Source organism: Carnobacterium mobile DSM 4848 (assembly GCF_000744825.1).
Classification (GTDB): domain Bacteria; phylum Bacillota; class Bacilli; order Lactobacillales; family Carnobacteriaceae; genus Carnobacterium_A; species Carnobacterium_A mobile.
Map to the genome: position 1 here is coordinate 363,424 of NZ_JQMR01000001.1, position 15,134 is coordinate 378,557.

Genomic DNA, 15,134 nt, shown 5'->3' on the forward strand with positions numbered 1-15,134 from the left:
TCGGGAAGTGCTTATCGCTATATTAACGCAATTTTGTTAAACTAAAGAGGAGTTTCTACTTGCTGTTAACGAGTGATAAAAATCTATAGAGTTAGGATCGGATAAAATGGAATTATTATTTTTAGGAACAGGTGCAGGAGTTCCGGCAAAACACCGCAATGTCACAAGCATTGCATTAAAATTATTGGATGAAAGAAACAGCGTTTGGCTATTTGATTGTGGTGAAGCAACACAACAGCAAATCCTCCATACCACTTTAAAACCGCGGAAAATCGATAAAATTTTTATTACCCATCTTCATGGCGATCATATTTTTGGCTTGCCAGGATTAATCAGCAGCCGTTCATTTCAAGGAGGAGAAGGACCTTTAACGATATATGGACCAAAAGGAATCAAACAGTTTGTTTTGACCAGTTTAAAGGTTTCTGGTACGTATTTAAAATACTCTTTGAAGTTTCATGAAATTAATGAACCTGGTATTCTTTTTGAAGACACACAATTTAAAGTTTCTTGTCTTCCTCTTGAACATGGTATTCAATCTTTTGGCTATCGGATCCAAGAAGCGGATCATCAAGGAAGTTTGCAAGTTGAAAAGCTAAAAGAAGTAGGTGTACCATTTGGTCCGCTATATGGGAAATTAAAACAAGGAGAAACAATTACTCTGCCGGACGGCCGCACTTTTAATGGAAAAGATTTTATTGGCGCGACCCAAAAAGGCCGGATTGTCACAATTCTTGGCGATACCAAAAAGACTGCAAACAGTGTAATCTTGGCTAAAGATGCTGATGTGCTTGTTCATGAAAGTACTTTTGAAGGATCGGAACAAAAAATGGCTCGTGACTATAACCATTCTACGAATCGTGATGCAGCAGAAGTTGCTTTAGAATCAGGAGCTAAGCGGTTATTATTAACGCATATCAGTGCCCGTTATTTAGGAAAAGACGCTTATGCATTAGAACAAGAAGCACAAAAAACCTTTAAACATACACATATCGTAAAAGATTTTGAAGAGGTTAATATTCCGCTACAAAAAGAAACCCATTAAAGAAGGGAAAAAGACAGATGAAAAATAAACAAGAACGATTAACAGATCAGATTATTTTTATTACAGGTGGTTCAACTGGATTAGGCGAACAAATTGCATATGCAGCTGCTAAACAAGGTGCAGTTGTAGTAGTTAGTGCACGCAGAATGGATCTACTTTTAGAAGTTAAAAAAAAGTGTGCTGCTTTGTCTGGGAAAGAAGCTTATGCATATGCAATGGATGTATCTGATCCTGAAGCCATTCAAAAAGTAATTGAAGATGTATACCAGCAAGTAGGAAAAATCGATGTTTTAATCAATAATGCAGGATTTGGTCATTTTGAAGAAGCGTTAACTTTTGATATGGCGCTTGCTGAAAAAATGTTTAGAGTCAATGTGCTGGGTATGATGTACGTTACACAATTGGTTGCTATCCAAATGGCAGAGAGAAAACAAGGACACATTATTAATATTGCTTCACAAGCTGGAAAAATAGCCACACCAAAATCAACTATCTATTCTGCTACAAAATTTGCAGTAATGGGTTACTCAAATGCGCTGCGCTTAGAATTGAAGCCTTTAAACATTTATGTGACAACTGTTAATCCTGGTCCAATCGAAACGAACTTTTTTGATATCGCGGATGAGAGCGGCAATTATTTAGAAAAAGTAGGCCGCATGGTCTTAAATCCAGTTATGGTTGCTAACCGTATCGTAGAATTGATTGGCACATCCAAAAGAGAGCTGAATTTGCCTTATCTAATGGAAGTTGCGGGTAAATTGTATTCTTTATTCCCAAGAACTGGTGATTTTTTAGCTTTAACCTTTTTCAATAACAAATAAAGCTTTTTCTTAGGGAGAATAACCTGTACTATGCTAAAATATAAATTGAGAAGTTAGTTTTTTATAGAGTTGGGTATTAGACGAAAGGAGCGTTGCTCCCCAAGTCGTACTCTCTATTTTTAAGAAGGGCAAGCAGGTTTGTCCGCTTTACTTAGTTAGAAGGGGGAAGGAACGATGAAAAAACAGTGGGGAACAGTTTTAGCCATCATATTGGTGTTATTAATTGCATTATTTGCCGTCTTAAATGTAGCAGACGTGCCAGTTAATTTCGGTTTTGCTTTAGTTACATGGCCATTAATTATGGTGATTTTAGGTTCTTTGTTTATTGGAGCGTTGATTACGGTTTTGATTGCAACGAGTACAGCGTATAGAACAAAGAAAAAAATTAAAAATTATGAATCCGATTTGTCAAATGCAGAAGAAACAAAACAACAAGAGTTGAAACAAGTAAGAGAAGAATACGAACATAAGATAACTGAAAAAGATGAAAAAATAATTGAACAAGCAAATAAAATTGATAGTTTAGAAAAAGAGTTGGTTGAACGAATGACGTCTAAAACACCTACACCGCCGACTTTATAATATAAAATCAGTTGCTGATTGCTTCTAATGAGTAAGAATGTAAGAAAAATCCGTTAGCGGAAGTTTCTTACATTTTTTGGTTCTATTATTTTTTGGCATTGGTAAGAAAAATGAATCTATCCCACAATCTTGAAGTTTTTGGAGGAATAGCGGCTGCTTGCAGCCATGTAAAGGATTCAAAGTAGCACTGTAAGCATGAGCCCAAGTGTATCATGTCTATAAAACTGCTAAAGCAGTAACAGCCATGACAAGGCTTGAAAGGCTGGAGACACGAAATGATCCAGTCGTTCCCATGGCTCTTGCAAGCGACTAATTTATCGTGTTACTATGTATACGGTTACTTTTAAGGGAGAGAGATACTTGTAAATGTTAACTAGTTTCCAAAACTAGTTTGTCTAGTTTTGGAATTAATGGTAAAATACAATTAATCATAGAAAATGAAACAGGTGAGATAGTGAATAAAATAGAAGAAGAGCTTATTGAGTGGACACAAGAGATTACTCAGTTTCATTTCCCGCGCTGGGAAGAATTGCCTGACTTTGATCTTTATATGGATCAAGTTTTGACTTTAATTGATAAATACCTCTTTGTTTTTAATCCAAGTAAACAGAAAAAGATTATTACAGCTTCAATGATAAACAACTATGTGAAACTGGATTTAATTCCTCCACCTGTAAAAAAAAGGTATAAAAAAAAGCATTTAGCTTATTTGATTGCTATATCCGTTTTAAAACAAGTGTTAACCATCCCAGAAGTTAAAGAAGGCCTCGTTTATCAAGCTTCTATCAGTGGAATTCGTGGGGCATATGATTTATTTTGTACAGAACAAGAAGCCGCATTAGTAGCCATTGGGTCTCATCTTGAAAAGAAAGAACCTTCTCCGTTGCCATTGTTGCCAAATGACACTGACATGAACAATTTAGTTGTGCGAACTGCAACGATTGCAGTAGCAACAAAAATTGTTACAGAAAAAACGTTAGCACTGATTGGAGAAGAAAAGGTAAGAAATAAAAAAGATGGTAAATCGAAAAAATAAAATTGCGAGGTAAAGAATATGACTGAAGAAAAAGTTGCGTTTCTTGTGGATTCTGGTTCTAATGTACCTGAAGAGTATATTGCATTAGGAAACATGAAAGTTATTCCATTAAAAGTTATTTATCAAGATGAAGAATATACGGACAATGTAGATATTACTGCACAAGATGTTTATGATCGTCTTAATGAAGAAATTCCTAAGACTTCTCTTCCGAGTGGAGAAGTGATTAGCGAAATTTTAGCACAAATTCAAGCAGAAGGATTTAAAAAAGTTATTTGTGTGACTATTTCAAGTGGATTAAGCGGTACAAATAATATGGTTCGTCTTGTAGCTGAAAATTTTAAAGATATGGATATTTTTACAGTTGATTCGAAAAATATTGGAATAGGCAGTGGCTTAATTGCTGTTCAAGCTTATAACTATGTCGAAAATGGTCTAAAGTGGGAAACCATCAAAGATAAATTACTTGAAGATGTGAAAAAATCTAAAGTGTTTTTTCATGTACCCACATTAGAATACTTGCAAAAAGGTGGACGTATTGGTTTAGTGGCTTCTATTTTAGGGAATATGTTGAATTTAAAACCGATTATTACCTGTAATGAGGATGGGGTTTATGATACAGTTGCAAAAATTCGCGGGAGTAAAAAAAGTGTGCAAAAAGCCATTGATTTAGCCAAGGAATTTGCAGGGAATGCTAAAAAGTATAATTTAGCGATTGCTTATGGAGGTAAGACGGCCAAAGCTCAAGTGCAAGAGATCCGTGCAGAACTTCAGAAACAACTACCGCATTTTGAACACACATTTGAAGGGGAAGTGAGCCCGGCATTGGGTGTCCATACTGGTCCTGGTTTGATCGGAATTGGTATAAGCATCTTAGAGCCTTAATAAGGAGAAAGTCCTTTTAGGTCTGCTCAAACAATAAATACTTAAACAATAGCTAACTAAGGCTGGAATAAAGTGAGATGACCACTTTATTCCAGCCTTTAATTTATGAATCAACCTTTTTTAGTGTTTATTTGTTATAATGTAAAAGTTAGGAGTGAAGTCGTTTGTTAAAAACACATACAAAATGGAAAGTAAAAGAAGAATTGCCGTTAAGTGAAGTAAAGAGACAAGAACTAGATCCAGAATCTGCTTATACATCGTTGTTTCTTTCTCTGTGTCTGCAAAAAGGACTGGAAACCGCAGAAGAAATCCAACAATTTTTGCAACCTGATGAAACATGGATTCACGATCCTTTTATGTTGAAGGATATGGATAAAGCTGTTTCACGGATTATGGAAGCTATTGAAAATGGCGAACGAATCACTGTATATGGAGATTACGATTCGGATGGTGTTACCAGTACCGCTGTACTAAAAGAAACCATAGAAATGATTGGAGGAGAAGTAGATTTTTACATTCCCAATCGGTTTGATGATGGCTATGGTCCAAATGTTCAAGCATTTGAAAACTTAATTTCATCAGGCACAGCACTAATTCTCACTTGTGACAATGGTATTTCAGGTCATGAAGCCATTGCCCGAGCAAATGAATTAGGAGTAGACGTTATTGTAACCGATCATCATGAAGTACCAGCAGAGTTGCCAGCCGCTTATGCTTTAATTCATCCACGTCACCCAGAAGGGAATTATCCCTTTGGCGAATTAGCAGGAGTCGGAGTAGCTTTTAAGTTAGCTACTGCGTTACTAGGCGAAATGCCTTTTGAGTTACTAGATTTGGTAGCTATAGGAACCATAGCAGATTTAGTATCGCTAACAGGAGAAAACCGAGCATTGGTTCTACAAGGTTTAGCTGTTTTGAAAGATTCTCAAAGAATCGGAATAGCGGCCCTTTGTAAGGTTGCTGGCGTGAAACAATCAGAAATAGACGAAGAAACAATTGGGTTTATATTGGCTCCCCGTTTAAATGCGATAGGACGTTTAGGTGATGCTGCTCCTGCGGTAGAACTACTAACGACATTTGATGAAGAGGAAGCTGTTACATTAGCTAAACAGATTAATGAAAAAAATAGTGAACGGCAAACCATTGTAGCTTCCATTACAGCAGAAGCTTTTAATATGATTGAAAAAAACGATAGCAATCCTCATGTATATGTTTTAGCGAAAGAAGGTTGGCATGAAGGTGTTTTAGGTATCGTTGCAAGTAAAGTCGTAGGGAAAACGGGCAAACCTGCTATTGTTCTTAATATAGACAAAGAGAAAGGGTCAGCAAAGGGTTCAGGCCGTAGCGTCGCTGCTTACCATCTTTACCATGCTTTGGAAGATGTCGCGCATTTAACTACGACTTTCGGCGGTCACCATATGGCAGCTGGATTAACTGTGCCTATCGAAAATATTCCGACGATTCAAACCGAACTTAATGCCTTTTTAGTGCAAAGCGGCTTGGAAGATCAATTAGCTGAGGAAATAGTTATTGATGAGCAGTTAAAGTTAACCGAGATTACTCTTGAAGCTATTGAAGAGATTCAACAACTTGCGCCATTTGGAACAGATAATTTAAAGCCGACTTTTATTTTAGAAAAAGCTAAAGCTCAGGATGTTAGAAGAATTGGCAGCGACCAAGCTCATTTAAAATTAAAGTTAGTCAATGATGAAACTTCCTTAGATGTAATTGGTTTTCAGTTTGGATCAGTTGCTGAGGAAATAGGAATAGATGCAGAACTGACTTTGGTAGGAAAGTTAAGCATCAACGAATGGAATGGGTTACGCAAACCTCAGTTAATGATAGAAGACTTAGCTATTGAAGGGATGCAAGTCTTCGATTTAAGAAGTACCCAAATCTCTCCAACTATTTGGAAACTAGCTTCGGCTGATTATGTTTTTTTTGACAAAAAAAATTACGAAGCAAATGTAGAAAAACTGGCTGAAGCTAGCTCTGCCCAGTTAATTACCGATTTTTCTGCAACTGAAGGATTTAAGATGCAGACAGCGCATCTTATTTTAGTAGATTGTCCTCCAGATTTAGCTTGGTTAAGCCGTTTACTACAAAATTGTCGTCCAGAAAAAATTACTGTTTGTTTTTTTAGTCAAGAGAATGCTTATTTAGAAGGAATGCCAACTCGTGATCAATTCACTAAAGTATATAAATTTATAACGACACATGTGAATATCAATGTACGACAACAATTAAATTTATTAGCCGACTTTTTAAAAATAAAAGAAAACTTGTTAATTTTCATGATTTCAGTGTTTTTTGAAGTAGGATTTGTTACAATAAAAGACGGTGTTATGAACATAGTTCAAAATACCGAAAAAAGAGAATTAACAAAAACAGATAAATATCAAAAACGACTGAGAAAAATAGAAGCTGAAGAAGCCCTTATTTACAGTCACTTTACAGAACTGGAAAGCTGGCTAAAGGCTCAGCTGAAAAAAGAACTGTAAAATTGAATGGAGGAAAAGATTCAATGGATTTAAAAGAATATATTGCAGACGTACCGGATTTCCCAGAAGAAGGTATTATTTTTCGTGACATTTCACCCTTGATGGCAGATGGGGAAGCTTATCGTTATGCAACAAATGAAATTGTTCAGTATGCAAAAAATAAAGAGGTAGACATGATTGTTGGACCGGAAGCTCGCGGTTTTATCGTTGGTTGTCCTGTAGCTTATGAATTAGGTATCGGTTTTGCTCCTGCAAGAAAAAAAGGGAAACTTCCGCGTGAAACGGTTGAAGTTAACTATGGTCTAGAATACGGCAATGATATTCTACAAATTCATAAAGATGCCATTAAACCTGGCCAAAAAGTTTTAGTTTGTGATGATCTTTTAGCCACAGGCGGCACCATTGCAGCAACCATCAAATTAATCGAACAATTAGGTGGAGAAGTTGTAGGGACAGCTTTCCTTGTTGAATTAAGTGAATTAAAAGGCCGCGATAAAATTAAAGACTACGATATTTTAGCTTTAATGGAATATTGATTTTTTTCTTTAACAAATAAATAAACAGGTTCTATTATTTTTAGTGTTGGTAAGAAGAATGAGTCTATTCCACAACTTGAAATTTACGGAGGAATAGCGGCTCCTTGCAGCCATGTAAAGGATTCAATGCGAATTACGAAGCGGTTAGGCTTCGTTTGAGGCTTGAAAGGCTGGTGACATGTAAGGCTCCAGTCGTTCCCATGGCTCATGCAAGCAGACGCGTAAATTCCGGAGGAAATTTCATTATTAAGCATGACCAACACAATTCGATAAAGAACCAATAAACAAAAAGAGGTTGACCCAAAGGGCCGACCTCTTTTCCATTTCTTAATAATTTTTATTAAATATGTTCCAAACGGCAGACTCGATATCCACTTTATCATGCCTGTAGCAACTTTAGCTACGTTAGTTGCTCTAAATTGTTTGTGTTTAAAAAATATGGCTTCGATAAAGGCCGACAACTTTTCCAAGGACGGTTACTTCATCTAAAATAATAGCATCCATTGTATCGTTTTCTGGTTGTAACCGATAGTAATTACTTTCTCGATAAAATCTTTTGCAAGTGGCTTCATCTTCATTAGTTAAAGCAATAATAATGTCACCGTTATTTGCACTTGATTGTTTACGGACAATCACTTCATCGCCGTCGAATATCCCAGCATTGATCATACTTTCACCGCGAATAGTCAGCATAAAGAGAGCTTCGCTTTCTTGTTTTAAGTTAGGAGGAAGCGGGAAATAATCTGTTGCTTCTTCTACTGCTAAGATAGGTTCGCCAGCTGTGACAGTACCCAGTAAAGGAATGTGTTCCAATTGAATACCTAGTTTTGACAAACCAGTAGCTGTTAACTCAATCGCACGCGGTTTGCTTGGGTCACGTTGAATGTACCCATTTTTTTCTAATCTTGCTAAATGACCATGGACAGTTGATGTAGAAGACAAAGAAACGGCTGTTCCAATTTCACGCACAGTCGGCGGGTAACCCTTTAACTGCACTTGTTCATGAATATAATGTAATACTTCCATCTGTCTAGATTCAGGAGTCTTACGCATAAATAATCGCACCTCATTTCTTAGATTGTATACTCATTGACAGAATACCATAAAATTATATGACAATCAAACAAATGTTCGCTATTTTGCAAACTAATTTAATGTATTTCCTTATTTTTTTTGGTATAGTAGTGAAAGAATAAAAAAATGGAGTGAGTAAAATGTTGCCTAAAGATCAACTAGAAAGAATTAATGAATTAGCAAGAAAATCTAAAAATGAAGGTTTGAGTCTTTCTGAACAAACAGAACAAAAAAAATTACGTGAAGCCTATTTAGCAGCTTTTCGTGGAGGCATGCGCAACCATATCGAAGGTTTAAAAGTCGTTGATGAGACTGGTAATGATGTAACCCCTGATAAGTTGAAAAAGATTCAAAAAGAAAAAGGCTTTCATAATCGCTAAAAGCAATTTAGACTGCTGGATACAATCAAAAATATTTTCAAATTATTGTATTCAGTCGTTGCTTCGATAGCGATAAAACAGTAAACTAGAGGTAACACAATTGAAAGGATGATTTAATTGTTTGACAATACGGACCAACTAGCGGTAAATACGATTAGAACACTAAGTATAGATGGAGTACAAAAAGCCAATTCGGGCCACCCTGGATTGCCAATGGGAGCAGCGCCAATGGCTTATACCCTTTGGACTCAACACTTAAAAGTGAACCCTAAAAATTCAAAATGGGTCGATCGTGATCGATTTGTTCTTTCAGCCGGGCATGGATCAATGATGTTATACAGCTTACTGCATCTAGCAGGCTACCAAGTTTCTATTGAAGATCTAAAAAGCTTCCGTCAATGGGACAGTAAAACTCCTGGACATCCCGAGGTTCACTATACAGATGGAGTCGAAGCAACAACCGGTCCTTTAGGACAAGGAATTGCAAATGCGGTAGGAATGGCTATGGCTGAAGCCCATTTGGCTGCGTCTTATAATAAAGAAAGCCATACTATTGTAGATCATTATACGTATGCTTTGTGTGGCGATGGCGATTTAATGGAAGGGGTTTCGGCTGAAGCTGCTAGTTTAGCTGGTCATTTAGGTTTAGGCAAATTGATTATGTTGTATGATTCAAATGACATTTCTTTAGACGGACCAACGTCAAAAGCCTTTACTGAGAATGTAGGGCAACGGTTCGAAGCTTATGACTGGCAGTATATTTTGGTGAAAGACGGAAACGATCTTGATGAAATCAATGCAGCAATTGAAACCGCCAAGGCAGAAACAACTAAACCAACCTTAATCGAAGTTAAAACAGTCATTGGTTTTGGTTCACCAAATGCTGGATCGCATAAAGTTCATGGGGCTCCTTTAGGACCAGAAGGAATTGAAGCTGCGAAAAAAGCTTATGGCTGGGAAGGCGAAGATTTCTTTGTTCCTTCAGAAGTGGCTGACCGCTTTAAAGAAACAATGGTCGATAAAGGAACGGATGCTGAAGAAAAATGGCACGCTGCTTTTGAAGAATATCGTAAAGATTATCCTGAACTAGCTGCTCAATTTGAGCAAGCTATGAAGAATGAACTGCCAGAAGACTGGGATAGCGAATTACCAACTTTTTCAGTAGAAGATGATGCGTTAGCTTCCCGTGTAACAAGTAGTCAAACGTTGTCAGCAATTTCTAAAAAAGTTCCTTCTTTCTGGGGCGGTTCAGCCGACTTATCTTCTTCAAACAACACCATGGTGTCTGGTGAAAAAGACTTCCAGCCTGGACAATATGAAGGACGCAATATTTGGTATGGCGTACGTGAATTTGCGATGACAGCTGCAGCAAATGGCATTACGTTACATGGAGGAACAAAAACATATGTAGGTACGTTCTTTGTCTTTACTGACTATTTAAGAGCTGCTATCCGCTTGGCCGCTATTTCAAAATTGCCTGTAACTTATGTCTTTACACACGATTCTGTAGCCGTTGGGGAAGATGGGCCAACGCATGAACCCGTTGAACATTTATCTAGTTTACGCAGTATGCCGAATTTAACCGTCTTGCGTCCGGCAGATGGAAATGAAGTAGTAGCCGCTTGGAAGATCGCTGTTACTTCAACTGATCATCCGACTATGTTGGTGTTGTCTCGTCAAAACTTACCTGTTTTGCCTAAAACACAAGAACTAGCGCAAGAGAATGTGGCTAAAGGAGCTTATGTCCTTTCTCCTCAATCCGGTGAAACACCAGAAGGGATTTTGATTGCGACTGGATCGGAAGTAGCCTTAGCGTTGGAAGCTCAAAAAGCATTAAAAGCAGACGGAAAAGATGTATCTGTTGTTTCTATGCCAAGTTTTGATTTGTTTGAAAAACAAGACGCTGCTTATCAAGAATCTGTCTTGCCACGTGCTGTCCGCAAACGGGTTTCCATTGAGATGGGAGCTAGCTTTGGTTGGGAACGCTATGTCGGCCTTGATGGCGCAACAGTAGCCATTGACAAATATGGTGCAAGTGCTCCAGGGAATACTGTTATTGAAAATTACGGGTTTACAGTTGAGAATGTTGTAGCAGTTTACAACACATTATAGAATTTTCTAGCATTTAGCCATGTGGATTGGTGTTTTTCGCAATTCACATGGCTATTTTATAAAGTAGAGCACCCTTACAAGGCAAGGCGACTTAGAGAGCATGTCTGAATTGTTTTCGAATCGGGTCGAGCTTGTCCCATTTTTCTTATTATAAACCAATAATTTCAGTAAAACCTTTACTTTTTTCTTTGTAGTGTTGTTTAGCTATTTATTTTTAAGTAAAAGTCTAGTACAATTAACGAGGGAAAGAGTTTGAAAGGAGTGAATTGAAATGAATACAGGTTTAGCAATATTTTTAATTATTCTTGCATTAGTAGCAGGTTTAGTTGCCGGATTTTTCTTGGCAAGAAAATACATGATGGATTACTTCCAAAAAAACCCACCAATTAATGAAGATACTTTACGTATGTTGATGATGCAAATGGGCCAAAAACCATCTGAAAAGAAAATCAAACAAATGATGGCTTCAATGAAAGTCCAATCTGAAAAAAAGAATAAAAAGAAGTAAGCAGCTATTAATGCTACGCTTATGTAAATCATGCGAGCAGATTTTTTCTGTTTGCATTTTTTATTTAAAAAAATAACCAAATTAAGCGAAAAGTAGGTGAAGAAACAAAGTGGGAGTCTATAAAAAATTAGGTTGGTTCTTTAAACAAGAAAAAAAGGCATATATTACTGGAGTCAGTTTTTTGATTTTTGTTTCGCTACTACAATTGCTGCCGCCGAGAATTTTGGGAATTGTCATTGACCACATCAAGCAAGGGACGTTAACAAAAGCCATCTTGATTCAATGGCTGATTATTTTAACTGTAACAGCTGTTACACAATATCTTTTTCGTTATGTCTGGCGAATGAATATATGGGGAACTTCTGCTAAGTTAGAACGAATATTAAGGAAAAGATTATTTGATCATTTTACGGCCATGGACGCTAGCTTTTTTCAAAAATACCGTACTGGTGATTTGATGGCTCATGCGACTAATGATTTAAATGCGATACGAAACGTTGCAGGAGGAGGAATCTTAACTTTTGTAGATTCAATTATTACAGGGGGAATAACGGTTGTGGCGATGATGATCGTAGTAGATTGGCGTTTAACGTTAATTGCGTTGATTCCACTGCCTTTTTTAGGACTGGCCTCTCGTATACTAGGTTCAAAGCTTCATGAACGTTTTCGCAGAGCTCAAGCCGCTTTTTCGCATATGAATGATAAAACACAAGAAAGCATCTCGGGAATGAAAGTGATCAAAACTTTTGGGCAAGAAAACGAAGACATTGAAGAATTTAAGAGTAAAACAGCTCAAGTAGTTGTTGAAAATAGAAAAGTTTATAAAATTGATTCGCTATTTGATCCTGTAATGACCTTTATTATTGGAATTTCTTATATTTTGACCATCACATTAGGCGGGCATATGGTCATGACAAATGTAATTACAATTGGAGACTTTGTGACGTTCATTAACTACATTGCGATGCTGGTTTGGCCAATGTTCGCTATTGGACGACTATTTAATATTTTAGAGCGCGGAAGTGCGAGTTACGACCGAGTGGATCGTATTTTACAGGAAAAGTCTAAGATCATTGAAAATCCTCACGCCATTGAAACGGCTATCACAGGAGATATCCACTACAATATTGAAAAGTTTTGTTATCCTAAAAAGACAACGACCGTTTTAGAAAATATTCATTTTGATTTAAAACGTGGTCAAACACTTGGAGTAGTTGGAAAAACAGGTTCAGGAAAAACCACGATATTTAAATTATTATTACGAGAATATGACCGCTACAAAGGTCAGATAACTTATGGAGACCATGATATTAGAGATTATTCATTAAATGCCTTGCTGCAGCATATTGGATATGTGCCGCAAGACCAATTTTTATTTTCAACTAGTATCAAAGAAAATATCCGTTTTGCTGACCAAGACCTTGATCAAGCAATGGTAGAACACGTTGCCAGACTGACCGCTGTTCACGAAGATATTTTAGAGATGGAACAAGGCTACGATACTTTAGTAGGTGAACGAGGGGTTTCTTTATCTGGCGGACAAAAACAACGTTTAGCCATAGCTCGTGCTTTGATCATCAATCCTGAGCTATTAATTTTAGATGATGCACTTTCAGCAGTCGATGCCAAAACAGAGGAAGCGATTTTAGCAGCTTTGAAAAAGGAACGTTCTGAACAAACAACAATCATCGCTGCTCACCGTATTAGCAGTGTATTGCATGCAGATGAAATTATTGTAGTTGAAGATGGTAAGATCACTGAGCGAGGGACTCACCTGGAATTGCTTGCTCTTAATGGCTGGTACAAAGAAATGTATGATAAACAACAATTAGAACGAAATGTCAAAGGAGGGACAGACTAATGGAACAAAATACAAATTGGTCACAGTCCATTCCATTTAAAGAACAAATTAAAGTAGTGAAAAGAATATTTTCTTTTGGCGCTCCTTTTAAAAGCCGGTTTTTTATGGGAATATTCTTTGGGGTGTTGCTGGCTATAACAAATGTTATCCTGCCCCGTATCTTACAAACCTTTATGGACGATTATTTAGCGACTCAGACAGCCACGACCCGCATCATCGCTTTTTTTGCACTAGCTTATTTTGGAGTAACCCTCATCAAAATCATTGTTTGGTATCTAAATTTATATTTATTTAATTTAGCATCAGAAAAAACAATTGAGAATATTCGGAATAAAATTTTCTCGAAATTGCATACGTTGGGAATGAGATTTTATGATCAAACACCAGCGGGTTCAATCGTAACGCGTGTAACAAACGATACGGAAACCATCAAAGAATTTTGGGAAGTTTTCCTAACTGTTTTACAAGGTGTTTTTGGAGTGGTAGCTTCTTTTGTTGCGATGGCATTTTTAAATTTAAAAATTACGCTGTGGATCATGTTGTTTATTCCAGCACTCTTAGTGGTTGTCTGGTACTATCAAAAATACAGTTCAACTATTTACCGCAGTATGCGTGAAAAACTTAGCGTATTGAATACAAAATTAGCTGAGTCTATTTCAGGAATGAGTATCATTCAACAGTTCCGTCAAGAAAAAAGGCTGCAAAAAGATTTTGAAAAAACCAACAGCTCCTACTTTGATTCTCGTTATGCTATGGTTAAGGCTAATGCTTTGTTGCTTGGCCCGATTATTAACTTATTGGATACACTCGCGCTGGTTGTAGTATTGAGTTTCTTTGGTTATGATGCCCTTAATGGAGCAGTAGGAGTCGGAGTTATTTATGCATTTACATCTTATGTACGAAACTTCTTCAATCCAATGGTACGGATGATGGACAGCTTAAGTATTTTTCAAGATGGGATTGTCTCTAGCAGCAGAGTTTTGAAGGTTTTAGATAATCAAGAACTAACACCGCAACAAGCAGCAGACAGTCATGCGAAAGTTAAAGAAGGAAAAATTGAATTCAAAAATGTCAGCTTTTCTTATGATGGAAAGAAAAAAGTGTTGAACAATATTACTTTTACTGCTCATCCTGGAGAAACAGTAGCACTCGTTGGACATACAGGGAGCGGGAAAAGCTCAATCATTAATGTGATGATGCGGTTTTATGAATTCTTTGAAGGAGAAATCTTAATTGATGGCATCTCGATAAAAAAATATCCTATTGAAGAGTTGAGAAGTAAAATGGGGTTGGTTTTACAAGACTCTTTCTTATTTTATGGAACCATCAAAGACAATATTCGTTTGAAGAATCCAGCTATCTCTGATCGTCAAATTGAAGCTGCGGCACAATTTGTTCAAGCGGATACTTTTATTGAACAATTACCTGATCAGTATGATTCAAAAGTAATTGAAAGAGGGGCCAGTTATTCTAGCGGGCAAAAACAATTAATTTCATTTGCCAGTACGATCGTAACCGACCCTAAAATCCTGATTCTGGATGAAGCAACTGCTAATATTGATACAGAAACGGAAGCTTTAATTCAGGAAGGACTTATCAGAATGCGCCAAGGCCGCACGACATTAGCAATTGCACATCGATTATCCACGATTCGCGATGCCGATATGATTTTAGTTTTAGATCACGGTGAAATTATCGAACGCGGAACTCATGATGAATTAGTTGAAAAAAACGGTGTTTATCATGAAATGTACCGGCTGCAGAATAGTGGTCTAGTGGATTAGAAAAAAACT

Annotated in this window: 13 protein-coding genes; 12 read left to right on the top strand and 1 reads right to left on the bottom strand. The window is 37.0% G+C overall.

Annotated elements, in window-relative coordinates:
- Positions 1 to 106: 106 nt before the first annotated feature.
- The 7 genes from rnz (at position 107) to BR87_RS01705 (ending at position 7,406) form a co-directional block, all read left to right on the top strand.
- On the top strand, positions 107 to 1,045 hold the full coding sequence (gene rnz, locus BR87_RS01675; RefSeq protein WP_035027913.1) for a ribonuclease Z: 939 nt from the start codon (positions 107 to 109) through the stop codon (positions 1,043 to 1,045).
- A 17-nt stretch (positions 1,046 to 1,062) separates the two neighbouring features.
- Positions 1,063 to 1,866 (top strand): SDR family NAD(P)-dependent oxidoreductase, encoded by an 804-nt coding sequence (locus tag BR87_RS01680; protein ID WP_035027915.1) that lies wholly within the window; start codon positions 1,063 to 1,065, stop codon positions 1,864 to 1,866.
- A gap of 174 nt (positions 1,867 to 2,040) precedes the next feature.
- Positions 2,041 to 2,448: a LapA family protein gene (locus BR87_RS01685; RefSeq protein WP_035027917.1), complete on the top strand. Its 408-nt coding sequence runs from the start codon at positions 2,041 to 2,043 to the stop codon at positions 2,446 to 2,448.
- A gap of 454 nt (positions 2,449 to 2,902) precedes the next feature.
- On the top strand, positions 2,903 to 3,484 hold the full coding sequence (locus BR87_RS01690; protein WP_035032680.1) for a DUF1836 domain-containing protein: 582 nt from the start codon (positions 2,903 to 2,905) through the stop codon (positions 3,482 to 3,484).
- 18 nt (positions 3,485 to 3,502) lie between these two features.
- Positions 3,503 to 4,369: a DegV family protein gene (locus tag BR87_RS01695; RefSeq protein ID WP_035027920.1), complete on the top strand. Its 867-nt coding sequence runs from the start codon at positions 3,503 to 3,505 to the stop codon at positions 4,367 to 4,369.
- A gap of 164 nt (positions 4,370 to 4,533) precedes the next feature.
- On the top strand, positions 4,534 to 6,870 hold the full coding sequence (gene recJ / locus BR87_RS01700; protein WP_035027923.1) for a single-stranded-DNA-specific exonuclease RecJ: 2,337 nt from the start codon (positions 4,534 to 4,536) through the stop codon (positions 6,868 to 6,870).
- Between the two features lie 23 nt (positions 6,871 to 6,893).
- Complete coding sequence (locus tag BR87_RS01705; RefSeq protein ID WP_035027926.1) at positions 6,894 to 7,406, top strand: adenine phosphoribosyltransferase; 513 nt, start codon at positions 6,894 to 6,896, stop codon at positions 7,404 to 7,406.
- Between the two features lie 429 nt (positions 7,407 to 7,835).
- Here the strand turns inward: BR87_RS01705 and lexA are convergent, their stop codons facing one another.
- Entirely contained in the window at positions 7,836 to 8,459 is a 624-nt protein-coding gene (gene lexA / locus BR87_RS01715; protein WP_035027932.1) for a transcriptional repressor LexA, read from the bottom strand.
- 161 nt (positions 8,460 to 8,620) lie between these two features.
- On the opposite strand from lexA, the gene BR87_RS01720 reads away from it, so the two are divergent.
- The 5 genes from BR87_RS01720 to BR87_RS01740 all read left to right on the top strand — a co-directional run bounded on the left by BR87_RS01720 (position 8,621) and on the right by BR87_RS01740 (position 15,125).
- On the top strand, positions 8,621 to 8,860 hold the full coding sequence (locus BR87_RS01720; RefSeq protein WP_035027935.1) for a DUF896 family protein: 240 nt from the start codon (positions 8,621 to 8,623) through the stop codon (positions 8,858 to 8,860).
- A 117-nt stretch (positions 8,861 to 8,977) separates the two neighbouring features.
- Positions 8,978 to 10,972: a transketolase gene (gene tkt, locus BR87_RS01725; protein WP_035027939.1), complete on the top strand. Its 1,995-nt coding sequence runs from the start codon at positions 8,978 to 8,980 to the stop codon at positions 10,970 to 10,972.
- A gap of 271 nt (positions 10,973 to 11,243) precedes the next feature.
- Positions 11,244 to 11,480, top strand: coding sequence for a YneF family protein (locus tag BR87_RS01730; RefSeq protein WP_035027943.1), 237 nt, complete (start codon positions 11,244 to 11,246; stop codon positions 11,478 to 11,480).
- Between the two features lie 109 nt (positions 11,481 to 11,589).
- Entirely contained in the window at positions 11,590 to 13,341 is a 1,752-nt protein-coding gene (locus BR87_RS01735; protein WP_035027946.1) for an ABC transporter ATP-binding protein, read from the top strand.
- Positions 13,341 to 15,125 carry an ABC transporter ATP-binding protein gene (locus BR87_RS01740; protein WP_035027949.1) on the top strand — a complete coding sequence of 595 codons (1,785 nt, stop codon included), beginning with the start codon at positions 13,341 to 13,343 and terminating at the stop codon, positions 15,123 to 15,125. The genes BR87_RS01735 and BR87_RS01740 overlap by 1 nt, the downstream gene beginning before the upstream one ends.
- Positions 15,126 to 15,134 lie beyond the last annotated feature (9 nt).